Genomic DNA, 22,397 nt, shown 5'->3' on the forward strand with positions numbered 1-22,397 from the left:
GCCGTTTATTCGGCGGCTTTTTTTGGCTGACTCATCGAAGCGAGCATTTTTTCGCCCCACTTCATCTGGTTTTTTAGATCGGCGATTGCCTCATCCAGCGCATCGCGCTGACCTTGCATATCGGCCAAACGGTCGCGGGCCACATCATAGGCGCGCGCGAATTGGGTTTGCTGTTGATCCCCAAGATTATAGAGGTCCAGCAACTGGCGAATTTCTTCGAGCGAAAAGCCAAAGCGCTTGCCGCGCAAGATTAGCTTTAGGCGGCCACGGTCACTTTTGGTGAACAGGCGCTTTTGACCCTCGCGGATCGGGAACAGCAATTCTTTTGCTTCATAAAAACGCAAAGTGCGCGGCGTGACGTCATACGCCTCGCACATTTCGCGGATTGTTAAAGTTTTCTCTGTCATCTTCATCACTCACATCTTGGCTTTCATGTTTCTCGCATACCAAGAAACATGGGTGCCTAAAGAGGTGATACAATGCAGTCCTAGGTTTACGTAAGTCGTACGCTACGTCACTTTCAAAGTTGACGTAGGGTTTGGCTGCGTAAAGCTCTGAAAGTGCAGGGAAAATAGCGTTTACCCTGCAAATACGGGGAAAAAACCGTATTTTGCGTCGAATCCGGCGTTTGCCTGTTGAATGGTGCGATGCAGGGCTTTGTGCTGGCTGGCGCGGCCCAGAGGTCGGCTATTTCAGGCCAAGCTCTTTGGCGACATTCGCGCGCAAATCAGTCAGCTCTGTGTAGGCCTCTTCAAGCTGGACGCGCTGTTCAGCGAGTTCCTTGATCTGCCCGTCCGCCATGCCGATCCACGTCTGCATTTGCGCTTCGGTGCCTTCGTTTTCATAGATCAGCAACCATTGGCGAATATCTTCCAGCTGAAAGCCAAACCGGCGCCCACGCATAATCAGTTTCATCCGCGCACGTTCGCGCGCCCCGTAAAAGCGGGATCGACCTTCACGGTCGGGCTGCAACAATTCGATATACTCGTAATAACGTAAGGTCCTCGGGGTGACCTCAAACGCGGCACACATTTCCTTAAAGGACAGACGATCTTCGGTCATGGCATGGCTCCTGAACGGCAGGTTATGCGCGACATGAACGAAGCGCAACCAGTGCTCTTGCCCTTTTCGTGGCTTACTGCTCAATAGACGTTAGGTAGCAAAGAGGGTGACATGGCTGACGAGACTGCAAAGCGCGCCGCCAAACAAGCGCAGATGGCGCGCCAATTCATGGAAGCCATCCCGCATGCACGCGATTTAGGGATGGTGCTGACCGAACTGGACGCCGGTGTTGCAACAATCACAATGCCTTACGATGAACGTCTGATCGGTGACCCTGATACCGGCGTGATGCATGGGGGTGCTGTATCTGCATTGATGGACAGCTGTTGCGGGGCTGCGGTGATGTGTCATCCGTCAAATCCCGGCGGCACTGCGACCATTGATTTGCGCATTGACTACATGCGTGCGGCGACGCCGGGCCAAGGGCTTAGCACCACCGCGACTTGTTATCACATCACGCGATCGGTGGCGTTTGTGCGGGCGACGGCCTGTGACGAAGATACAGGAAATCCGGTTGCGATGGCCACCGGCACATTCACAGTCGAGGGCACAAGATGAGCCGTTCCCGCCCCGAACCCGTTCAAATCGTAAAGCAACGCCGCGATGATGCGCTGGCCGCTTTGGTCGCCCGCGTGCCCTACATTCAATATCTCGGCGTCAGCTTTGATCGACGCGGCGATGAGCTGACTGGCGTTCTCGGGTTCCAGGACAAGCTGATCGGCAATCCGCTGTTGCCCGCGATCCATGGCGGTGTGACGGCGGCGTTTCTAGAAATCACCTCGGTCATCACGCTCAGCTGGACGTCGCAGTGGGACGCGCTGGAGGCCGGTGATCCAGAGGGCGATGCGCCCCAGATGCGGCTGCCTAAGACGATTGATTTTACCGTCGATTACCTGCGCTCTGGCTTGCCGCGCGATGCGTATGCGCGGGCGCGGATCACGCGCGCTGGTCGTCGCTATGCCTCTGTGCACGTCGAGGGCTGGCAAGACAATCGATCGAAACTGTTCGCGCAAGCCACGGGTCATTTTTTGATGCCGCAGCCACGTCGCCCCGATGATCAGTGAAGCCCCACAACCTTTGACCCATCGGCGTGTGCTGAAAATCGCGCTGCCAATCGTCTTGTCCAATGCAACCGTGCCAATCTTGGGCGCGGTCGACGTTGGCGTCGTTGGGCAATTGGGCGAGGCAGCGCCCATCGGTGCCGTGGCAATGGGCGCGATCATCCTGACGACAGTCTACTGGATTTTCGGTTTTCTGCGCATGGGCACCGTCGGTTTGGTTGGGCAGGCGGCAGGGGCGGGCGACACCGCTGAAGTGTCGACGATCCTCACACGCGCCTTGATCATCGGCGGCGTCGCAGGTGTCGCGCTGATCGTATTGCAACCGCTGATCTTTATGGCGGCATTTGCCTTGTCGCCCGCCTCGGACGAAGTTGAGGCGCTCGCGCGCACCTATCTGGCAATCCGTATTTGGACAGCGCCTGCTGCCATCGCGATCTATGCGCTGACCGGCTGGTTGGTCGCGATGGAACGCACGACAGGCGTCTTTTGGGTCCAACTGGTGATGAATGGTGCCAATATCTTGCTGGATTTATGGTTTGTTCTGGGCCTGGGTTGGGGCGTCGAAGGTGTCGCGATTGCCACCGTGATCGCAGAGCTTTTGGGCGCAGCACTCGCGCTGTACCTGTGCCGGGATGCGTTCAAATATCCCGAGTGGCGCAATTGGGTGCGGGTGTTTGATCGGGCCAAACTGATCCGCATGGCGTTGTTGAACACGGATATTCTGATCCGCTCCGCGTTGTTGATGACGATCTTTTCGTCGTTTGTGTTCTTGGGCGCGGGCTTCGGCGATGTGACCTTGGCCGCGAACGAAGTGCTGGTGCAATTCATGTACATCACGGCCTACGCGATGGACGGTTTTGCCTTTTCGGCCGAGACATTGATCGCACGGGCCATGGGGCGCAGCGACCGCGCGCGAGTGCGCCGCTCGGCGATTTTGACATCGGGCTGGGGGCTGGTGATTTGCCTCACCACGGCGTTGGGCTTTGCTATTTTTGGGCCTTGGATCATCGACGTGATGACCAAATCACCCGAGGTCCAAGCCGAAGCACGGTTGTATTTGCCGTGGATGGTTGCCGCGCCACTGGTCGGATGGGCCGCGTGGATGCTTGATGGAATTTTCATCGGCGCAACCCAAGGGCGCGACATGCGCAACATGATGATCGTCAGTTTTGTGATCTATTGGGCCGCTGTTTGGGCCTTGCTGCCAATGTTTGGGAATCACGGTCTATGGATGGCATTGCTGACCTCGTTCATCGCGCGCGGCATCACTTTAGGCCTGCGATACCCGGCACTAGAGGCCGCCGCAGACAAAGCCTAAAGCCAGCGCTGCACGTCGGTTCCAACAGCGTCCTTTACCGACGCAAATCCGTCTTTCCCGAGCAATGCATCAAGATCGCGTGCTATCTGGGCGGCAAGCGACAGGCCACCGTAAACAAGTGCGGTGTACAGTTGCACCGCCGACGCGCCAGCGCGAATTTTTGCATAGGCCTGTTCCGCGTTACTGACGCCGCCGACCCCGATCAGAGGGATGTCGGTCAGCTGGCTCATCTTCGCCAAAATGCGGGTGGATTTTTCAAACAGCGGTTGGCCGGACAGCCCGCCTGCTTCGTTTTTATGGGTGCTTTGCAGGCCATCACGATCAAGCGTTGTGTTGGTTGTGATGATCGCAGAAACGCGCGCGTCATTGGCGACTTTGGCGATGTCGGCAAGGTCTTGATCCGTTAAATCAGGGGCGATTTTCAGGAACACTGGCGTTTGACCACGGACCTGCATGACGCCGTCCAGCAACGCTGCGAGCGCCATTGGCCCCTGCAAATCGCGCAGTTTTTCGGTGTTGGGGGAGGACACGTTGACTGTCGCAAAATCCACATGCGGGCCGCAGATTTTCATCACGGTGGCGAAATCGTCCGCCTTGTTTGTACTGGTCTTGTTTGCGCCCAGATTTAGTCCAACGGGAATGCCCGCGCGTCGGGCCTGCAGTCGGGCCTGCAATCGTTTCGCGATGGCGTCCGCCCCTTGGTTGTTAAAGCCAAAGCGGTTGATTGCGGCGCGGTCTTCGGACAATCGAAACAGGCGCGGTTTAGGGTTACCCGGCTGGGCGATAGGCGTTGCGGCCCCAACTTCGATGAACCCGAAACCCGCGCGCGACAGTGGCGCAATCGTTTCGGCGTTCTTGTCGAAACCTGCGGCCAAGCCGATCGGATTTGGCAGTGAAAGACCGGCGATCGAGGTCTGCAAACGCGTCGATGTCACGGGCCCGGGGGCCGAGCCAAGCCCCATTTTCAAGGCACGAATAGCATGGCCATGTGCCGCTTCGGGATCGATTTTTAGCAGCGCCTTGAGGCCAAGCTGTTCGAGCGTCCGCATCATCCGAATGTCGCCCCTTCGGTGGTGCTGGCGTGGCGGATCAGCCGCGAGGTCAGAACTGCGGCTTGGCGATGCACAACCGCTTTTTGATATTCAGCGTCGGTGACCATCGCAAGAAATGCACCGGAATTCGGGTAGTGCACAATGAAACAGGCATCCCATTTTTCGTCCACAGGGCCGATCAACGTGGTTTCAAATGACCCGCGCCAAATGATCGTACCGCCAACTTTTTCAAGGATAGGGCCCGTCTCTGCGCCGTAATTTTGATACGCCTGTGCCCCGGTCAAACCCTTGCCTGCGTGGCCATGATCGTCTGGATACTCAGCAAGATCACGAAACTGCACGAGGTTCAGCATTTCGATCGGCTGATCACGCGGCAAATCTTTGAAAGCGTCAAACTGGGCGCGGGTTGGGTCGTTGTAGGTGTCGTTCATAACAGGCCTGCGGGGAATTCGTGTTTGCCGTTCACCAATGGCAAGGGTTGTGCCCACGCCACGTCGCTTAGTTTCAGCTGGCGGTAAAGATGGGGAAACAGAGCGTCACCGCGCGAGACTTCCCATTTTATGTCATCCCCCAAGGGATCGGTTTCGACGCCTAACAAGAACAAATCGTCCTGACCTGCAAAGTGTTTATCGGCGGTCTCTTGGGCTTGTTCCGCGGTTGAAAAATGCACATAGCCATCGGCCACATCGATCGGCGCACCAGCGGTTTCGCCGGATTTACGCAGCTCGGCCCATTCTGAGGCCCTAAAAATCTTGAATATCATCATAAGGTGGTGATGCCCTTTGCCTAATGCGTGGTCAAGATGCGCATTGTTACCGCTGCGTCATGTTTGGGGCGTAGTGGAAAGGGTGAAAGTGGCTTTGACTCTGAACAGGGGCGGAGTCACAGTGATTTCATAATTTCACAAAACAGGGGGACGCACGATGTTGATGCGTTTGACACACACAGTGGCGGCGCTGGCTTTGACGGCTGGCACAGCGATGGCGGATTATACGCTGACAATTTTGCACACCAACGATTTCCATGCGCGGTTCGAACCGATCAGCAAATATGATTCCGGTTGCGGCGCAGAAGACAACGCCGAGGGCAAATGTTTTGGCGGATCAGCCCGTTTGGTGACGGCGATTGCCGATGCGCGTGCACGTTCGAACAATTCGATCCTTGTGGATGGTGGCGATCAATTCCAAGGCACATTGTTCTACACTTATTACAAAGGCGCGCTGGCCGCCGAAATGATGAACAAGCTGGGCTATGACGGCATGACCGTGGGCAACCACGAATTTGACGATGGCCCAGAGGTTTTGGCCGGTTTCATGTCTGCTGTGAATTTCCCTGTTCTGATGTCGAACGCGGATGTGTCGGGCGAACCGCTGTTGGCGGATAAGCTTGCAAAATCTGCGGTTATTGAACGCGGCGGTGAAAAGATCGGCTTGATCGGTCTGACACCACAAGACACTGACGAATTGGCGTCACCGGGCGACAAAATCACATTCAGCGCACCAGAAGAGGCGGTCGCCGCTGAAGTTGCCAAACTAGAAGCGGCAGGCGTGAACAAGATCATCGTGCTGAGCCACTCTGGCTACAGCGTTGATCAACGGGTCGCAGCCGCCGTGTCGGGCATTGATGTGATCGTCGGCGGTCACTCGAACTCATTGCTCAGCAACACCAACGAACGCGCCGTGGGTGCATACCCAACAATGGTTGGCGACACCGCAATTGTGCAAGCCTACGCTTACGGCAAATTCCTTGGCGAATTGAACGTGACGTTTAATGACGCGGGTGAAATTGTCACCGCCACGGGCGAGCCAATCGTGATCGACGGCTCTGTTGCCGAAGATGCTGACACCGTTGCGCGCATTGCCGAAGCAGCGGCACCGCTGGATGAAATCCGCAACAAAGTTGTCGCAGAAGCGGCCACTGAAATTGGTGGTGATCGTTCTGTTTGCCGCGCAATGGAATGTTCCATGGGATCGTTGATTGCGGATGCAATGTTGGACCGCGTAAAGGACCAAGGCATTGAAATTGCGATCCAAAACGGTGGCGGTATTCGTGCGTCGATTGATGCAGGACCCATCACCATGGGCGAAGTCCTGACGGTTCTACCGTTCCAGAATACCCTCAGCACGTTTCAAGTTGACGGTAAAACTCTGATTGCGGCATTGGAAAATGGCGTGAGCCAACTGGAAGAGGGCGCAGGTCGTTTCCCGCAAGTTGCTGGCATGACCTACGCGATTGACCCGGCCGCCGCAGCTGGTGCACGCATCAGCGATGTCATGGTGGGCGGTGCCCCGATTGACATGGCCAAGGTCTACGGCGTCGTGTCCAACAACTATGTGCGCAACGGCGGCGATGGCTACAAAATGTTCAAGGGTGCTGCAAACGCTTATGACTTTGGTCCAGATCTGGCTGACGTCACGGCTGAATTTCTGGCCGCCAAAGGTCCGTTCACTCCTTACACGGATGGCCGTATTACAGTGAAATAACGCCACAAGCGTTGTGAAATTGACGCTCCGCTTGGTGACAGGCGGGGCGTTTTTTGTTTATGTGAGGGCAGGGGGGCTGATCATGCTGGCACTTGGTGAAAAGGCCAACTTACGACGATTGCGCCCTGCTGATTTGGTGCCTTTCCAAACGTATCGCGCTGATCCAGACGTCGCCCGTTATCAAGGGTGGACCGCTATGGATGACGCTGAAGCGTGCAATTTTCTGGCCGTAATGCAGCAAATAGATTTGCCCAAGATCGGCGGGTGGTGCCAAATCGGGATTGCAGATGCGGTGAGTGATATCTTGATCGGCGACGTCGGTGTGCACATCGCCCAAGATCAAAGCGAAGCCGAGCTGGGCATCACGATGGCGCGCGCCGCACAGGGTAAATCGCAAGGCTTTGAGGCGGTTGGGCTGATTGTGGATTGGGTGTTTGCCCAATCACGCGCCGCCAAAATCAACGCGATTACAGATGAACGCAATACCGGCGCGCAGGCGCTTTTGATACGTTTGGGCTGGCCATTTGTTACGACATTGGGTCCTGATGTCGAAATCGTTGGTCGAACAGAACACGTGTTTGAATATGCCCGACCAAATGGCCCGTAAATTCTGCACAATTTGCGGGCTTGGCGCCGCGTGCGCATCAGGATTTCATTGATCCATGTGCGGACGATTTTCCATCACCTTGCCCAACGACGCGATGGCGCAACTGTTTGCCGCGCAACCGGGCAATGATTTGCCGGATGTTCCGAATTTTAACGTCTGTCCCACGACACAAGTGCATGTTGTTACCTCGCAAGACGGTGTGCGTCGTCTTGGTGCGATGCGGTGGGGATTTATCCCCAGTTGGTACAAAAAGCCAAACGATGGGCCGCTGCTGATCAATGCGCGTTCTGAAACGATTGCCGAAAAACCGGCCTTTCGCCATGCGTGTCGTGAACGCCGTTGCGTGATGATCGCCAGCGGATTCTACGAGTGGACAAAAGACAGCGAAGGGACGCGCTACCCTTGGTACATCACGCGTCAAGACGGTGCGCCGTTGATTTTTGCGGCGATTTGGCAGCATTGGGATGCAGGCGACGACGCACTGCGCACTTGCGCGTGTGTAACGACGGGGGCCAATGCGGCCATGTCAGCCATCCACCACCGGATGCCGGTGATTCTGGAACCTGATCAGGTCGGTTTGTGGTTGGGTGAACAAGGCAAAGGCGCAGCACCTTTGATGAGGGCCGCCTCTGAGAAGACCCTGCAGTGGCACCGTGTGGACCGCGCGGTGAATTCAAATCGGGCCAGTGGCGCAGAACTGATTACGCCGATGATCGAGCCTCGCGAATGAACCGGAAAAGCCACCCAAACTTAACAGTCTGGGTGGCAAATCTGTCGTGTACGCGCCGTGCGAACACTTACTTCAAAGGTGCGGATCCAAACTTCAAAATACCGGTCACCACAGGATCGCCATTTTCGTCAACGACACCTTCGTGGTAAAATGAGCGGGTCATGTCTTGGGACACGCCGACGCTGGCTTCTTCGAAGACGGCCAGATTGCCCGTGCTCCATCCGCCATCTTCGGAGATGACGGTGATCGACCCTTCGGTTTCATTTACAAACCGCAAAGTATCGCCAGCGGTTACATAAGATGTGTCCGGAAAATATGCGTCAGGCAAAATCAAAATGACGTGTTCCGCCGCATTGACGGGTGTCGAAAGGAAAGAAACCGCTAAAGCGGCCATAAGTGTAGTCTTGCGCAGCATTTCATTGCTCCTGTGTGTCTCGGCCCCACCCGTTAAACATTGAATTGTCGATACTTTGGGATTTGGGCGCAAATGCGGCGGTGTTGCGACGCAGGCTGGGCAATTAACCGGTTTGCGTACCAAGCCAGCTGCGAAATGCCTTGAGGGGCGCGCCTTCGGTACGATCTTGGGGCCAGACCAGATAATAGGTGCCGATGCTGTCGTTGGTGTGGCGTGCCGCGCGGGCAAGCTGGCGGTTGTTCAGATAGGGCTCTGCGACAAATGTCGGCAACAAGGCGACACCCAGACCGTGCATCGCGGCTTGGGCCATGGTTGAAAACTGGTCAAAAATCATCCCCGGAGGCACGTCTTGTGTCACACCGTGGTCCTTGAACCAACGCGCCCAACCGCGCGGACGTGTGTCCAGATGCAAAAGCGGATGATCGAGAATGTCTTTTGCGTCCTGTGCAGGTTCCGGCAACATTTCGGGGGCACACACAGGTACAACGGTTTCTGACATCAATGCCATGTGAAAAGCCCCAACCCAGTCTGTGCGTCCAAAATGGATCGCCGCATCGAACCGCGTGGTGCGGAAATCAAAAGGCGACAGACGTGTCGACAGGTTCACTGTGATCTCTGGATGGGTTGCCGCAAAATCCGACAGGCGCGGTGCCAGCCAATGCATGCCAAAAGCGGGCAAAATAGCGAGGTTCAGCGTGCCGCCTTCGGGGTTGGCGCGGGCATGCACAGAGGCCGAGGCCAATTGCGACAGGATCGTGCGCACCTTGTCGGCGTAGTCTTTGCCAACGGGCGTTAGATACAACAGACGCCCCTCGCGGCGCATCAACTGCACGTCCAACTGTTCTTCAAGGGTTTTGATCTGGCGACTGATGGCGCTTTGGCTCAGCGACAATTCGGCCCCTGCGGCTGTTGCCGTGCCCAAACGCGCGGCCGCTTCGAACGCGATCAGGGCGGACGTCGACGGCAGAAAACGGCGCGGCGCGATCATCGATGCGTTTTCCTCATGCATTACAGGCTAAACCAGCGTTAGAGGTTCAGGATGATTTGTGCAATGTTTGTTGAAATATTGGATTCGCAAAAGGACGCACATCATGAACGCAGAAGCTCCGGTTCTTAAAGCCAAAGATCAACCCGATTTGGGCAGCTTTGAATGGTCCGACCCTTTTCGCCTAAGCGGGCAATTGTCCGAAGATGAACGGATGATCCAATCTTCGGCGGCGGCCTATGCGGCTGAAAAATTGGCCCCTCGTGTGATCAAGGCGTTTGCAGAAGAAGAAACCGATCCATCGATCTTTGCGGAAATGGGCGAAATGGGCCTGTTGGGTGTCACACTGCCCGAAGAATACGGCGGCCTTGGTGGATCTTACGTCAGCTACGGTCTGGTGGCGCGCGAAGTCGAGCGGATCGACAGCGGATACCGGTCGATGATGTCGGTGCAATCGTCCTTGGTGATGTACCCGATCTACGCGTATGGATCCGAAGCTCAGCGTCGCAAATATTTGCCGGGGTTGGCGGCAGGTACATCCATTGGCTGCTTTGGCTTGACCGAACCCGATGCGGGCAGTGACCCTGCGGGAATGAAAACCGTCGCCAAAAAGGTCGATGGCGGGTACGTGATTTCTGGATCCAAAATGTGGATTTCCAACGCGCCGATCGCAGATGTATTCGTGATCTGGGCGAAGTCCGAAGAACACGGCGGCAAAATTCGTGGTTTTGTTTTGGAAAAAGGCATGAAGGGCCTGAGCGCCCCCAAGATCGGCAACAAGCTGTCGTTGCGCGCCTCCATCACCGGCGAAATTGTGATGGAAGGTGTTGAGGTCGGCGAAGACGCGTTGCTGCCAAATGTCCAAGGTCTAAAAGGTCCGTTCGGGTGCCTGAACCGTGCGCGCTACGGGATCGCATGGGGTGCTATGGGGGCCGCAGAGTTCTGCTGGCATGCCGCGCGCCAGTACGGCCTGGATCGCAAACAGTTTAACAAGCCGCTGGCGGGCACGCAGCTGTTTCAAAAGAAATTGGCTGACATGCAAACTGAAATTGCACTCGGCCTACAAGGTGCTTTGCAAGTCGGTCGTTTGCTGGATGCAGCCAATGCAGCGCCTGAGATGATCAGCATCGTAAAGCGTAATAACTGCGGCAAAGCGCTGGATATCGCGCGGATGTCGCGGGATATGCATGGCGGCAACGGTATCAGTGGTGAATTCCAGGTAATGCGTCACATGATGAACTTGGAAACGGTCAACACCTACGAAGGAACGCATGACGTCCACGCCCTGATCTTGGGTCGTGCCCAGACGGGCATCCAAGCATTCTACTGAAAAAGAGGTGCGGGACACCCGCACCTTACCCGCGCCTCTCGATTGTTCTGATTAAAAATACTCAAAGCCCGCCGCAGGCGACTTTCGCTATGATCTTGGTGATCTAACCAATGGCTCGCGCACACCTGCGCGGATCACTTCGGGATCATAGGCTTTGCGTGCAAACACCTCGTGAACCATCGGCGCGAAATTTTCGATCGAGAGTGTGTCGTAGTCAGGATCAAAGCTACTTTGATCCCAACGTTCGCAAAATTGAGCACAATCATCAAAATAGATGTTGCCCGCAAACTTATCCCTTTTGTTCGCGTTTCCGCCAACGTGATGACCGTAATAAATCATCTGGAAATCGCCGTGGGTTTGCACACACCAGCTGCATTGCTCCCTCACAAACGGGCGCAAGATCGCCGCCGCATATTCGTCGTGATTGTACGGGGCGTAGATGTCGCCAATGTCATGCAGCAGGGTGGACACAACCCAGTCAATATCCGCACCATCACGCCATGCGCGTGTGGCGGATTGCAGGGAATGCCCAAGGCGTGTGACTTTGTAGCCAGACAACCCTTCGTCCAGATCAACGAGCGCCGACAACAGTCGGTCTGCCGTGCCTTTGGTAAACGCGACTTCGTGGCGGGTGAGGAATTCGTATTCCTCCTTAGTGCCGTCCTTCATCTGGGTGAATTCGACTTGGTCCATCATGTCTTGTCCTGCTTTTGAAATGACGTTTGGTACGATCAGACTAGCCTGATCTGCGCGGCGGGGTTGGTCAAGTGCGTCGCTGTTTTATCGCGAACCGCCATTTTGCGTCCTAACACCGACATGACGCAGTGTTGTGACGCAAACCCGCTGGACAAGGCCGTTTCGACCGCTAGTGTCCTGATCAATCAATGACCGTCAGAAAGGACATGTTCCATGGATAAATTTGGTAAAAGCCAGTCGGTGAAACGGGTCGAAGATGTCCGCTTTTTGACGGGTGAAGGGCGCTATGTCGATGATATCGCGCCGCAGGCGTCGTTGCACGGGTTTGTCTTCCGCTCTCCTGTTGCGCACGGCATCATTACAAAACTGGATGTGTCTGACGCGCGGCAAGCGGATGGTGTCCTTGCGGTTTTGACCGTGGATGATCTAGAAGCTGCCGGAATGAACATCGCGATGCGCGCCACTGTTGTGGACAACCGTGATGGCACCAAGGGGGCAGCATCCTTCCGTCCGATCTTGGCCAAAGATCGCGTGCGCTTTGTGGGCGAACCGCTGGCATTTGTGGTTGCAGACACGCTGGCACAAGCGTGTGATGCAGCCGAGCTGATCGAGTTTGACTACGATGAATTGCCCGCCAAAATGGATATGATCGCGGGCGGCGAAACCGTCCATCCCGAGGCCCCGAACAATGTCGCGTTTGACTGGGGCATGGGCGATGAGGCCGCGACCAACGCCGCGTTCGAGGCCGCAGCGCATGTAGTGTCGCTGGATGTTGGCGACAACCGCATTATCGTTAATTCGATGGAGCCACGCGGGACCTACGCCTATTGGGAAGCAGGTCGTTTGCATGTTGCCATCAACGGTCAAGGCGTCTGGGCGCATAAGGATCAGATGGTCGCGGCCTTTGGTCTAGAGGCCGAAAATGTGCATGTGACCAACCCCGACACCGGTGGCGGTTTTGGCATGAAATCCATGGGTTATCCCGAACCGTTCTGTGCTGCTTTGGCCGCGAAACTACTGGACCGCCCCGTGCGTTGGATGTCAGAGCGGACCGAAGCGATGCTGTCTGACAATGCGGGCCGTGATCTGACGTCTTTGGCTGAGTTGGCGTTCGACGAAAACCACAAGATCACCGCCTACCGTGTGCATACGGATTGCAATCTGGGTGCGTACAATTCCCAATTCGGACAACCCATCCAGACTTTGCTGTTCAGTCGCGTTTTGATGGGCGTCTATGATGTGCAGACCACGTACCTGCATGTGAATGGCTATTTCACCAACACCACCCAGGTTGATGCCTATCGCGGCGCTGGGCGTCCCGAGGCGATCTATGTGCTGGAACGCGTGATGGATCGTGCGGCCCGTGAATTGGGCGTTGATCCGTGGGAATTGCGCCGCAAGAATTTCATCAAGCCAGAGCAGTTCCCCTACAAGGCGGCGACCGGCGAAACCTATGACGTGGGTGACTTTGATCTGCTGTTGGGCCGCGCTGCTGAAATCATTGATGCGGACGGGTTCAAAGCCCGCCGTGCCGCGGATGAGGCAAAGGGGCTGCTGCGCGGGCAAGGCTTGTGCTACTATATCGAAAGCATCTTGGGTGACCCGTCCGAGACCGCAAAAGTTGTCTTTAACGCGGACGGGACCGTGCACATTCTGGTCGGCACGCAGTCGAACGGGCAGGGGCATGAAACGGTGTACGCCAAGTTCCTTAGCGATCAGACGGGCATTCCGGCGGACAAAATCTTTGTCATCCAAGGCGACAGCGATTTGATCGCCAAAGGCGGCGGCACCGGCGGGTCGCGCTCCGTGACCACGCAAAACAATGCCACGCTTGCGACCGTGACAAAGATGGTCGAGGTGTTCAGCGCCTTCCTTTCCGATGAAATGGGTGTGCCCGCAACAGAGATATCTTTTGACGATGAGCGGTTCCGCGCGGATGGGTCAAACCTGACACCAACAATGCTGGAAGTCGCCGAAATGGCGCGCCAAGCTGGGCGTGACGATTTATTAGTTCACCAAGAAACCGCAACTTTGCCTGCGCGCAGCTTTCCAAATGGTTGTCATGTTACAGAGGTTGTTGTCGATCCGGACACAGGCACGATCACAACGGACCTGTATATCGTAGTAGACGATTTTGGTAATCTTATCAGCCCTGTAATGGCCGAGGGCCAAGTGCATGGCGGCGTCGTTCAAGGCATCGGGCAAGCTATTACAGAGCATGTTGTGTACGATGAAGACGGCCAATTGCTCACGGCATCGTTCATGGACTACGCCTTGCCACGGGCGGACGACGTACCCAATATTAACTTTACCTCGGTACCTGTTCCGTCAACGGCCAACATCATGGGGATGAAAGGCTGTGGCGAGGCAGGCACCGTTGGTGCACTGGCAGCCGTCGCAAATGCGGTGCAAGATGCATTATGGGATCGCGGTGTTCGCCAAGCGGACATGCCATTCACGCCGCACAGAGTATGGGAAATGTTAAAGGATGCCCCTATCGCAGCTGAATAAACGGATTGCCGGATGGCTTCAGAACCGCTTTGGGCGGGATGTTCCTGAGGTTGCGCCGCTAACGCGCGGACCGACAATTCACGTGATCATTTTGGACGGAACAATGTCGGTGCTGTCGCAAGGGTGTGAAACCAATGCGGGTCTGACTTTTAAACTGCTGTCCGAAATGGGCGGCGATGTATCGGTGTATTACGAGGCAGGCCTACAGTGGTCGCATTGGCGCAAGGCCGGCGACGTGTTGATGGGGCGCGGGATCAACCGCCAAATCCGACGTGCTTATGGCTATCTGTCCTCGCGGTACCGCCCCGGGGACAGTGTGTTTTTGATGGGGTATTCGCGTGGAGCTTATGCTGTGCGGTCGTTGGCGGGGATCATTGATCGCGTCGGGTTACTGCGCGCCAGTCACGCGACCGAACGCAATATTCGTGACGTTTACCGCCATTATGAATGTGCCCCTGACGGCGAAATAGCGCAACGCTACGCCGATATTCACTGTCACCGCCGCGTCGAGATCGAAATGATCGGCGTCTGGGATACGGTGAAATCGCTCGGGTTGAACGCGCCGTTTTTATGGCGGTTCAGCGCGCCACGTCACGCGTTTCATGACCATCAACTGGGCAAGTCGGTCAAACACGGCTTTCACGCTTTGGCCCGTCACGAGACCCGCGTCGCCTATTCACCAGTGATGTGGGACAGCAACCCTGAATGGCCGGGCAAGCTGGAACAGATGTGGTTTCGCGGCGCGCACGGCGATGTCGGTGGGCATCTGGGTGACTTTATGCAAGCGCGTCCGTTGTCGAATATTCCGCTGGTCTGGATGCTGGAAAAGGCCGAAGGCTGCGGATTGCCGCTTCCTGACGCGTGGAAAGATCGTTTTCCGCAAGATTCCAAAGCACCGGCAAGCGGAACATGGCGTGGATTCGGCAAATGGTTTATCACCCGAAAGGCGCGCAAAGTCGGGTTGGACCCGTCAGAGCGTATTCATCCGTCGGTACGTGAAGGACTTGGTAATCGCACACCCTGGGCTTGGCCGGGGATGCGCCAGGCACTGCGGCGTTAGCGGATTTTCATGATAATACAGGTGGTCGATCCGGTGGCATACAGCTTGCCATCATCTACGCCACGAATTTCACCGGTGGCCACGCCGGTCGAACGCCCTGCGTGATTCACGTCACCGATGCAGTCAATCATCATACCCAGCGGGATCGAACGCAGGATGTTAATCTTGTATTCCAGCGTCGTGTAGACGGAACCGCGTGGTACTTTGGTCATGACCGCGCAGGCCATCGCGCTGTCCAACAATGTGCCGTACCAACCGCCGTGCACAGTGCCCATCGGGTTGGTGGTTTTGAATTCGGGCGCGCCGCGAAACACTGCACGCCCGTCGGAAATTTCATGCAAAGTATACCCAAGCGTTTCGCCGATTGGCGGGGCAGGATGGCGTCCCTCCAGAATGCCTTGCATGAATTCCAGACCTGACATCGACAGAACGTCATCAGAGGATAAAAGGTCGTCAGCGGATTGGGCGTATCTGGGCATGAAAAAGCCTTGTGAACAGGTTGTTGTCCAAGGCTAGATAGCTGTGTGGATCAGGACAAGCGTTACGCGACGTTGCGGATACTGGCGGTTTGGGTCACGCCCAGTGCATGGCACACATCGCGTGTCAGGTCGGGGCGGTTCAGCGTATAAAAATGCAAATTTTCAACACCTTCACAGACCAACGTGTCACATAGTTCCGTGCAATGGGCGATTGCCAGCAGGTCTTGGCGGTTGTCACGCAGAGCCGTTTCAAACATCTGCGCAACCTCGTCAGGAATGATCGCGCCACATTTTGCAGAAAACGCACGCGCGCTTTTCCAGTTGGTGACAGGCAAAATACCCGGCGTGATTGGCGCTGTGATCCCGGCATCCGCACAGGCATCGCGAAAGCGCAAAAAGGTTTCAGCCTCAAAGAAGAACTGAGTTAACGCTTCGCTTGCGCCGGCGTCTATTTTCGCCTTAAGCCAGTCAACGTTTTGCTGCGTGCTGGTGGCGTCGGGGTGAACATCGGGGTAGGCACCGACGCGGATCGTGAAATTGCCGCGCGCTGCGAGGGCTGAGATTAGCTCGCAACTGTTTTGAAACCCGTCTTTGTGGGCGCTGAACGTTGTTGCGCCGTCGACGGGATCGCCACGCAGCGCAACGATGTCAGTGATGCCAGCCTTTGCAAACCGGTCCGCCGTTTTCATCACCTGCGCCTTGGATGCCCCAACGCAAGTCAGATGCGCTGCAACTTTTAAACCAGAGGTGCGTCGCAACGTTTCGGCCGCATCATGCGTCAAATCCTGAGCCGACCCACCGGCGCCATAAGTCACCGAAAAGAACCGTGGATCCAGAGGGGCCAATGCCTGCGCTGTGTCCCAAAGTCGAAAAGACGCGTCGATAGATTTTGGTGGGAACACTTCGAATGAAACAGCTGGCGTTGTCATGGGTTGATCCTTTTTGGGTTAGCCTCTTGTGACACAGACACGTTCATGAGACAAATTCATAACTTTCAACATAAACATGAGTTCCGTATGCATATCGAATTTCGCCACCTGCGCACGATCAAGGCAATTCACGAAGCAGGTGGGTTGGCCAAGGCGGCGGATCAGTTGCACATCACGCAAAGTGCGCTGAGCCATCAGGTCAAGGGGTTGGAGGATCAGGCGGGGGTCGAATTGTTTGTACGTCGCTCAAAACCGCTGCGATTGTCGGCTGCGGGCTTGCGGTTGCTGCGGCTGGCCAATCAGGTTCTGCCGCAGATCGAGGCAACGCTAAACGAGTTCACCGGCCTGCGTGACGGCAGCTCGGGTCGGATGCACATCGCGATCGAATGTCACGCTTGTTTTGAATGGTTGTTTCCAGTGCTGGAGCGGTTTCGCAAAAACTGGGGTGACGTTGATGTCGATATTCGGCCCGGTCTGGCATTCGATGCATTGCCCGCGCTGATGAAGGAAGATGTCGATCTGGTTGTGTCCTCTGATCCAGAGGAGCTGGCTGGCATCGAATTCATCGAACTCTTTGATTACGCGCCGGTTTTTGTGGCATCCAAGGATCATCCGCTGGCAAACAAGGACTACATTGACGCGACTGACTTTCGCGGCGAAACGCTGATCACCTATCCGGTTGAACGCACCCGTCTGGACGTGTTCAGCGAACTTCTGATCCCTGCCAAAGTCGAACCTGCCGTTGTGCGTCAAGCCGAATTGACGGCCGTCATCCTGCTGCTTGTGGCGTCAAATCGCGGGGTGTCGGTGTTGCCCGATTGGGTCGTGCGCGAGGTCAAATATTCGTCCGATTACATCACGCGCCCGCTGACCAAAGACGGGATCACAAAACGCCTGTATGCAGCGATCCGCAGCGACGAGCGCGACAAACCCTACATGCAGGAATTGATCAAACTAGCGCGGATTGAAGCGCGCAAATTGCAGCAAGCCTAGTCGCCAAGCCCATCAAACAATGGCGTGGACAAATACCGCTCAGCGAAACTGGCAAGGATAACAACGATGTTTTTTCCAGCCATTTCAGGACGCTGACCCAGCTGAATGGCAGCGATCAACGCAGCACCTGATGAAATGCCGACTGGCACGCCTTCAAGCCGGGCAACCTCGCGGGCGGTTGCGAATGCGTCGTCGTTGGTGACGGTGATCACCTCATCGTAGATGCCGGTGTCCAGAATTGCGGGCGCAAAACCCGCACCGATCCCTTGAATTTTATGGGGGCCTGGAGTGCCGCCCGACAAAACGGGGGAATCGCTAGGCTCAACCGCTACGATGTGAATGTCCGGATTTTGGTCTTTCAAATAGCCACCTGCGCCGGTGATCGTGCCACCCGTTCCGATGCCCGAGACAAACACGTCGACCTTGCGGCCGGTGTCATTCCAGATTTCGGGCCCCGTGGTTTTGCGGTGGATCGCCGGATTGGCCGGGTTTTCAAACTGCTGCGGAATGACGGCTCCGTCGATCGATGCGGCCAGTTCTTCGGCCTTGGCAATAGCGCCTTTCATGCCTTTGGCAGTCTCTGTCAGCTCCATTTCTGCCCCGAGGATTGCAAACATTTTGCGCCGCTCGACCGACATGCTTTCGGGCATGGTCAGGATCAATCGATAGCCTTTGGCCGCCGCGGCCAACGCCAGCCCGATGCCGGTGTTGCCTGAGGTCGGCTCGATCAGAGTTGTCTGATCAGGGGTGATTGTGCCGTTCGCCTCCATGGCTTCGACCATGGCGACGCCGATGCGGTCCTTGACCGAGGATGTGGGGTTAAAGAACTCCAACTTGGCGAGCAGGTTCGCGCCAACACCGTGGGCTTTGGCCAGCTTGTCCAACCGCACAAGTGGTGTGTCACCGACAGTTTCAGTGATGTTGCCGTAAATTTTACCGCGTCCGATGTTTGCCATGTCGATGATCCTTTGGTTGCTTGGGGTCAAGTTAGGCAAAATTGGAACGAAATTCCAGCGCGCAGCACATCTGCGCGCTGGAAAAGAACGATTAGATCAATTTGACGATCTGTTTGCCGACATTTTTCCCGGTTAGCAGTCCCATAAAGGCAGATGGTGCGTTTTCGAGACCTTGAGCGATATCTTCGACCACTTTGATGTCGCCGGAAGCAACCTTTGGCCCGATTTCTGCGAGGAATTTTGGAAAATCACCCCAGTGGTTCGAGATGATAAAGCCGTTCACCGACAAAAAGTTCACCAAGATCGGACGCCAGATTTGCGGGGCCGCCATTTGCGCGGCAGCACCCGCACCCAAACCACCAGCATTGTACCAGCTGATCATGCCGCAAACCGGGATGCGGCCGTGTGGCTTCATCAATGGCATCACAGCTTCTAGAACTTTGCCGCCGACGTTTTCAAAATAGATGTCGATGCCACCGCCGCAGGCCTCTTTGAGTGCGGCGCGCAAAGAACGCGCATCCTCATAGGCGCGGTGATCGATGCAGGCGTCAAAGCCAAACACCTCGACGGCCATTTTGCACTTGTCCGCGCCACCCGCGATGCCAACGGTTTTCAGGCCCAGTGATTTGGCGACCTGACCGACCATCGACCCGACAGGGCCGGTGGCAGCGGCCACAACCAGTGTTTCACCAGCTTTTGGGCGGCCGTATTCCATCAGGCCGTACCAGCCGGTGAAACCGGGCATGCCCAAAACGCCCAAAGACGCGGTGATCGGGCCGTTTGCCGGATCAACCTTGCGGCACATCTTTTCGTCGGCAACAGCGTGTGTTGCCCAGCCAAACGGACCAAAGGCAAAATCGCCGGCTTTGAAATGATCGGAATTGGAGGCGATGACTTCGCCAACCGAACCACCCTCCATCGTGCCGCCAATCGGGACGGGGGCGGCATAGCTTTTGCCGTCATCCATACGCCCACGCATGTACGGATCCAGCGACATGTAGTGCACGCGCACTAAAATCTCGCCGGCACCCGGGGTGGGCACGTCTTTGGTTTCCAGTTTGAAATGTTCAGGACCGGGTGCACCCGTTGGGCGGCCCGCAAGCGTGATGTGTTGCATTTGATCTGTCATGATGTTCTCCCTCTTTGCGGGCAGCGTGAAGCCTGCGGGTTTGCGTGACAAGCTGTAACGCCCCGTCACAGCCGGCCTTAAGCGCCAATTCGCCACGTCTTTGCCTGCATCCAGCCCCTTGGCAATTCTGGCAAGGGGGCGTATAGCGCGCATCTGACCCACACTCGGAGAATACGCCATGATCGGCAGCGCAAACCTTAACATCATGATCAAAGCCGCCCGCAAAGCTGGCCGTTCCTTGGTCAAAGACTTTCGCGAAGTCGAGAATTTGCAGGTGTCTTCCAAAGGGGCAGGGGATTTTGTGTCCAAAGCGGACCTCTCGGCTGAGAAAATCCTGAAAGAAGAATTGATGGGCGCGCGCACGACTTATGGCTGGTGCGCCGAGGAAAGCCCTGAAGAAGACGGCGCTGACCCGACCCGCCGCTGGATCGTTGACCCGCTGGATGGCACCACCAACTTTTTGCACGGCCTGCCGCATTGGGCAGTGTCGATTGCGCTGGAACACAAAGGCCAGGTTGTTGCGGGCGTTGTGTTTGACGCGGCCAAGGACGAGATGTTCTTTGCCGAAAAAGGTGCCGGCTCCTGGATGAACGACACACGGATGCGCGTATCCGGTCGTCACAAAATGATTGAATCGATCTTTGCGACAGGCATTCCGTTTGCGGGTCGTTCTGATCTGCCTGCGACGTTGACAGACATCGCGAAACTGGCCCCTGTGTGCGCGGGTATCCGGCGCTGGGGCGCTGCGTCACTTGATTTGGCCTACGTTGCCGCAGGCCGGTACGATGGCTACTGGGAACGCCGTCTGAAATCATGGGACATGGCCGCCGGTGTGATCATCGCGCGCGAAGCCGGTGCTTTGGTTGAACCACTTGCCGCAGGTGGTGATTTGCTGGACGGTGGCGAAGTCCTGTGTGCCAATGAGGCGCTATTCGCGCCGCTTGCAAAAATCCTGCGCTAAACCTGCGTCGCTTAAACCGTCAGATTTCGTCGTCATAGACAGAGGATGCGGCATTGCCGTTCTCGTCTGTCCAGACGCGTTGATCATTGTTGCGCAGTAACTTGCGGTTGCGGCCCGGATAAGTGACCGTATCCTCGGACGTGCGGGTGCCGATCAGCAAATATGACGCATCCTGATCAGAGGTGTTTTCCAGGCAATGCCCCACAGGATCGCCAGCTTTGAAACAGGCGGCATCGCCTTGTGTTAGCTCGGTTTTTTTGTCGCCCTGATGCAAGGTGACTTGTCCGCTAAGCATCAAGATCATTTCGTCCTCGTTCGCATGCCAGTGTAACAACGACGACTTTGACCCCTTTGGAAGCGTTTCTATTAACGCGCCAAACTGGGTTAGATTCCCGGCGTCGCTGATCAGCTCGGCAGTATAGGCGCCCAGCAACGGGTGGCTTTCACCATTTTTGATTTTGGCGGTGCCGGCTTTGATAACGGTCAAGATGAGCCCCACGATTGTGAATGATAGGTTGCCAAGATCATTGATCTGATGGGTGATTGATCCCGTCGCGCCACGGGATGGGTTCGAAATCAGGCGGATGTGCGCCGCTGATGCACCCTAAATTTACACCACACAACAGTGGGTTAGATCGCGTTTGATGATGTGTGTAGATGCCACAGGTTTTGCAAAAATAGTGCTGAGCGGTGTGGGTGCCAAAACTGTAGAGGCTCAGATTTTCGGCCCCTTTGGTCACTTTCAAAGTGGCAGAGGTCACGCCGATATTTGCTGCCTGACGGCGCTTGCAAAACGAACAATTGCAGCGCCCGGCGTCGTCAAATCCGGCAGGGGCGTCGCCAGTTAATTCTACCGCGCCGCAGTGGCAGGTGGCTGTGATTTTCATCGTGTGACCTTTGGGATGCGACTGAGGTCATATTTGGCCTCAGGGTGGGGCGGATGGTAATCGTTCGCACGCCAAAATCGTGTCCCACCGCGCTTTAGCCAAACAGGTACCGCCAAGGCAATCCCTGCGACAAACCCACCGGCATGCGCCCAATACGCGACTCCGCCGGTTTCCGGATCAGCGCCCAAACCTCCAAAGAATTGCATGGCAAACCAGACCATCAGCATGATCCACGCGGGGATCGGGAAGATGCGGAAAAACACGATCAGGATCAGTAGAATGTCGATCTTTGCCTTGGGGTAGAGCAACAAATACCCGCCCATCACGCCCGCAATAGCGCCAGAGGCACCAACGGTCGGCACGCCCGATTGGGTGGCAGACACGTAATGTATCAGCCCCGCTGCGATACCTGAAACGAGGTAAAACAAAAGGTAGGGAATATGCCCCATCTCGTCTTCGATGTTGTCGCCAAATATCCACAAAAACAGTATGTTACCGGCCAAGTGCATCCAGCCGCCGTGCAAAAACATCGACGAGAAAAACGTGTAATACCCCTCGCCAAAAGTGATGCGGGCAGGGATCATCCCCCATTCGAAATAGACCGCATTCACGGTCGAAACATCCGCCATCCCGTAGGACAGAAAGATCAGAATGTTTGCAGCCATAAGCGCATAAGTGACGTATGGCGTGCGTCCGGACGGGTTGTGATCGCGAATTGGTAACATGCCCCTACGCTGTCTGTTTGCGCGGGCA

At 56.1% G+C, this 22,397-nt stretch carries 26 protein-coding genes; 11 read left to right on the forward strand and 15 right to left on the reverse strand.

Annotation, left to right across the window (positions count from 1 at the left end; all coding sequences use genetic code 11):
• Positions 1-5: 5 nt before the first annotated feature.
• Together ACFIO0_RS02020 and ACFIO0_RS02025 are read right to left on the reverse strand one after the other, a co-directional pair.
• Positions 6-407 carry a MerR family transcriptional regulator gene (locus ACFIO0_RS02020; RefSeq protein ID WP_390913104.1) on the reverse strand — a complete coding sequence of 134 codons (402 nt, stop codon included), beginning with the start codon at positions 405-407 and terminating at the stop codon, positions 6-8.
• A 280-nt stretch (positions 408-687) separates the two neighbouring features.
• Positions 688-1,062, reverse strand: coding sequence for a MerR family DNA-binding protein (locus ACFIO0_RS02025; protein ID WP_390913106.1), 375 nt, complete (start codon positions 1,060-1,062; stop codon positions 688-690).
• A 111-nt stretch (positions 1,063-1,173) separates the two neighbouring features.
• Between ACFIO0_RS02025 and ACFIO0_RS02030 the strand changes: the two genes are divergently transcribed.
• The 3 genes from ACFIO0_RS02030 to ACFIO0_RS02040 are packed head-to-tail and all read left to right on the forward strand — an operon-like array spanning position 1,174 to position 3,441.
• On the forward strand, positions 1,174-1,620 hold the full coding sequence (locus tag ACFIO0_RS02030; protein ID WP_390913108.1) for a hotdog fold thioesterase: 447 nt from the start codon (positions 1,174-1,176) through the stop codon (positions 1,618-1,620).
• Complete coding sequence (locus ACFIO0_RS02035; protein ID WP_390913110.1) at positions 1,617-2,126, forward strand: hotdog domain-containing protein; 510 nt, start codon at positions 1,617-1,619, stop codon at positions 2,124-2,126. Before ACFIO0_RS02030 ends, ACFIO0_RS02035 begins: the two co-directional genes overlap by 4 nt.
• Positions 2,116-3,441, forward strand: a complete 1,326-nt coding sequence (locus tag ACFIO0_RS02040; protein ID WP_390913112.1) for an MATE family efflux transporter — start codon at positions 2,116-2,118, stop codon at positions 3,439-3,441. The genes ACFIO0_RS02035 and ACFIO0_RS02040 overlap by 11 nt, the downstream gene beginning before the upstream one ends.
• Here ACFIO0_RS02040 and ACFIO0_RS02045 read toward each other — a convergent pair.
• Genes ACFIO0_RS02045 through ACFIO0_RS02055 form a run of 3 tightly spaced genes read right to left on the reverse strand, consistent with a single transcriptional unit; the run spans position 3,438 to position 5,259 of the window.
• Positions 3,438-4,493, reverse strand: coding sequence for a quinone-dependent dihydroorotate dehydrogenase (locus tag ACFIO0_RS02045; protein WP_390913114.1), 1,056 nt, complete (start codon positions 4,491-4,493; stop codon positions 3,438-3,440). The genes ACFIO0_RS02040 and ACFIO0_RS02045 overlap by 4 nt on opposite strands.
• Positions 4,490-4,924: a DUF1330 domain-containing protein gene (locus tag ACFIO0_RS02050; protein WP_390913116.1), complete on the reverse strand. Its 435-nt coding sequence runs from the start codon at positions 4,922-4,924 to the stop codon at positions 4,490-4,492. The genes ACFIO0_RS02045 and ACFIO0_RS02050 overlap by 4 nt, the downstream gene beginning before the upstream one ends.
• Positions 4,921-5,259, reverse strand: coding sequence for a DUF952 domain-containing protein (locus ACFIO0_RS02055; RefSeq protein ID WP_390913118.1), 339 nt, complete (start codon positions 5,257-5,259; stop codon positions 4,921-4,923). The genes ACFIO0_RS02050 and ACFIO0_RS02055 overlap by 4 nt, the downstream gene beginning before the upstream one ends.
• 157 nt (positions 5,260-5,416) lie before the next feature.
• On the opposite strand from ACFIO0_RS02055, the gene ACFIO0_RS02060 reads away from it, so the two are divergent.
• From ACFIO0_RS02060 to ACFIO0_RS02070, 3 genes are all read left to right on the forward strand, one after another.
• The gene (locus tag ACFIO0_RS02060; protein ID WP_390913120.1) at positions 5,417-6,976 is read left to right on the forward strand and encodes a 5'-nucleotidase C-terminal domain-containing protein; all 1,560 of its coding nucleotides are present in this window, start codon (positions 5,417-5,419) and stop codon (positions 6,974-6,976) included.
• Between the two features lie 82 nt (positions 6,977-7,058).
• Complete coding sequence (locus ACFIO0_RS02065) at positions 7,059-7,583, forward strand: GNAT family N-acetyltransferase (protein WP_390913122.1); 525 nt, start codon at positions 7,059-7,061, stop codon at positions 7,581-7,583.
• Positions 7,584-7,638: 55 nt separating this feature from the next.
• Positions 7,639-8,313, forward strand: coding sequence for an SOS response-associated peptidase family protein (locus ACFIO0_RS02070; RefSeq protein WP_390913124.1), 675 nt, complete (start codon positions 7,639-7,641; stop codon positions 8,311-8,313).
• Positions 8,314-8,380: 67 nt separating this feature from the next.
• Here the strand turns inward: ACFIO0_RS02070 and ACFIO0_RS02075 are convergent, their stop codons facing one another.
• Both ACFIO0_RS02075 and ACFIO0_RS02080 read right to left on the reverse strand, forming a co-directional pair.
• Entirely contained in the window at positions 8,381-8,728 is a 348-nt protein-coding gene (locus tag ACFIO0_RS02075) for a hypothetical protein (protein ID WP_390913126.1), read from the reverse strand.
• Between the two features lie 103 nt (positions 8,729-8,831).
• Positions 8,832-9,716, reverse strand: a complete 885-nt coding sequence (locus ACFIO0_RS02080) for a LysR substrate-binding domain-containing protein (RefSeq protein WP_390915274.1) — start codon at positions 9,714-9,716, stop codon at positions 8,832-8,834.
• Positions 9,717-9,819: 103 nt separating this feature from the next.
• On the opposite strand from ACFIO0_RS02080, the gene ACFIO0_RS02085 reads away from it, so the two are divergent.
• Positions 9,820-11,043 (forward strand): acyl-CoA dehydrogenase family protein, encoded by a 1,224-nt coding sequence (locus ACFIO0_RS02085; protein WP_390913128.1) that lies wholly within the window; start codon positions 9,820-9,822, stop codon positions 11,041-11,043.
• Positions 11,044-11,130: 87 nt separating this feature from the next.
• On the opposite strand, the gene ACFIO0_RS02090 is transcribed toward ACFIO0_RS02085, so the two are convergent.
• Entirely contained in the window at positions 11,131-11,736 is a 606-nt protein-coding gene (locus ACFIO0_RS02090; protein ID WP_390915275.1) for an HD domain-containing protein, read from the reverse strand.
• A gap of 216 nt (positions 11,737-11,952) precedes the next feature.
• On the opposite strand from ACFIO0_RS02090, the gene ACFIO0_RS02095 reads away from it, so the two are divergent.
• Entirely contained in the window at positions 11,953-14,250 is a 2,298-nt protein-coding gene (locus ACFIO0_RS02095) for a molybdopterin cofactor-binding domain-containing protein (RefSeq protein WP_390913130.1), read from the forward strand.
• Complete coding sequence (locus tag ACFIO0_RS02100; RefSeq protein ID WP_390913132.1) at positions 14,228-15,310, forward strand: phospholipase effector Tle1 domain-containing protein; 1,083 nt, start codon at positions 14,228-14,230, stop codon at positions 15,308-15,310. Before ACFIO0_RS02095 ends, ACFIO0_RS02100 begins: the two co-directional genes overlap by 23 nt.
• Here the strand turns inward: ACFIO0_RS02100 and ACFIO0_RS02105 are convergent.
• Both ACFIO0_RS02105 and metF read right to left on the reverse strand, forming a co-directional pair.
• Positions 15,307-15,789 carry a hotdog fold thioesterase gene (locus tag ACFIO0_RS02105; protein WP_390913134.1) on the reverse strand — a complete coding sequence of 161 codons (483 nt, stop codon included), beginning with the start codon at positions 15,787-15,789 and terminating at the stop codon, positions 15,307-15,309. The genes ACFIO0_RS02100 and ACFIO0_RS02105 overlap by 4 nt on opposite strands.
• Positions 15,790-15,851: 62 nt before the next feature.
• Positions 15,852-16,718, reverse strand: a complete 867-nt coding sequence (gene metF / locus ACFIO0_RS02110) for a methylenetetrahydrofolate reductase [NAD(P)H] (protein WP_390913136.1) — start codon at positions 16,716-16,718, stop codon at positions 15,852-15,854.
• Positions 16,719-16,805: 87 nt separating this feature from the next.
• On the opposite strand from metF, the gene ACFIO0_RS02115 reads away from it, so the two are divergent.
• A complete protein-coding gene (locus ACFIO0_RS02115; RefSeq protein ID WP_390913138.1) occupies positions 16,806-17,711 on the forward strand; it encodes a LysR substrate-binding domain-containing protein in 906 nt (301 codons plus the stop codon).
• Here the strand turns inward: ACFIO0_RS02115 and cysK are convergent.
• Positions 17,708-18,667 (reverse strand): cysteine synthase A, encoded by a 960-nt coding sequence (gene cysK / locus ACFIO0_RS02120; RefSeq protein ID WP_390913140.1) that lies wholly within the window; start codon positions 18,665-18,667, stop codon positions 17,708-17,710. The two genes, ACFIO0_RS02115 and cysK, sit on opposite strands and share 4 nt — an antisense overlap.
• Positions 18,668-18,758: 91 nt before the next feature.
• Positions 18,759-19,796, reverse strand: a complete 1,038-nt coding sequence (locus ACFIO0_RS02125) for a zinc-binding dehydrogenase (RefSeq protein ID WP_390913142.1) — start codon at positions 19,794-19,796, stop codon at positions 18,759-18,761.
• A gap of 178 nt (positions 19,797-19,974) precedes the next feature.
• Between ACFIO0_RS02125 and ACFIO0_RS02130 the strand changes: the two genes are divergently transcribed.
• Positions 19,975-20,757 carry an inositol monophosphatase family protein gene (locus ACFIO0_RS02130; protein WP_390913144.1) on the forward strand — a complete coding sequence of 261 codons (783 nt, stop codon included), beginning with the start codon at positions 19,975-19,977 and terminating at the stop codon, positions 20,755-20,757.
• A gap of 19 nt (positions 20,758-20,776) precedes the next feature.
• On the opposite strand, the gene ACFIO0_RS02135 is transcribed toward ACFIO0_RS02130, so the two are convergent.
• The 3 genes from ACFIO0_RS02135 to ACFIO0_RS02145 are packed head-to-tail and all read right to left on the reverse strand — an operon-like array spanning position 20,777 to position 22,369.
• Positions 20,777-21,244 carry a cupin domain-containing protein gene (locus tag ACFIO0_RS02135; protein WP_390913146.1) on the reverse strand — a complete coding sequence of 156 codons (468 nt, stop codon included), beginning with the start codon at positions 21,242-21,244 and terminating at the stop codon, positions 20,777-20,779.
• 37 nt (positions 21,245-21,281) lie between these two features.
• Positions 21,282-21,644 carry a GFA family protein gene (locus tag ACFIO0_RS02140; RefSeq protein WP_390913148.1) on the reverse strand — a complete coding sequence of 121 codons (363 nt, stop codon included), beginning with the start codon at positions 21,642-21,644 and terminating at the stop codon, positions 21,282-21,284.
• Positions 21,641-22,369 (reverse strand): rhomboid family intramembrane serine protease, encoded by a 729-nt coding sequence (locus tag ACFIO0_RS02145; protein WP_390913150.1) that lies wholly within the window; start codon positions 22,367-22,369, stop codon positions 21,641-21,643. Before ACFIO0_RS02145 ends, ACFIO0_RS02140 begins: the two co-directional genes overlap by 4 nt.
• Between the last annotated feature and the right edge of the window lie 28 nt (positions 22,370-22,397).

The organism is Pseudosulfitobacter sp. SM2401, from assembly GCF_042932805.1.
In the GTDB taxonomy this organism is placed as follows: Bacteria; Pseudomonadota; Alphaproteobacteria; order Rhodobacterales; family Rhodobacteraceae; genus Ascidiaceihabitans.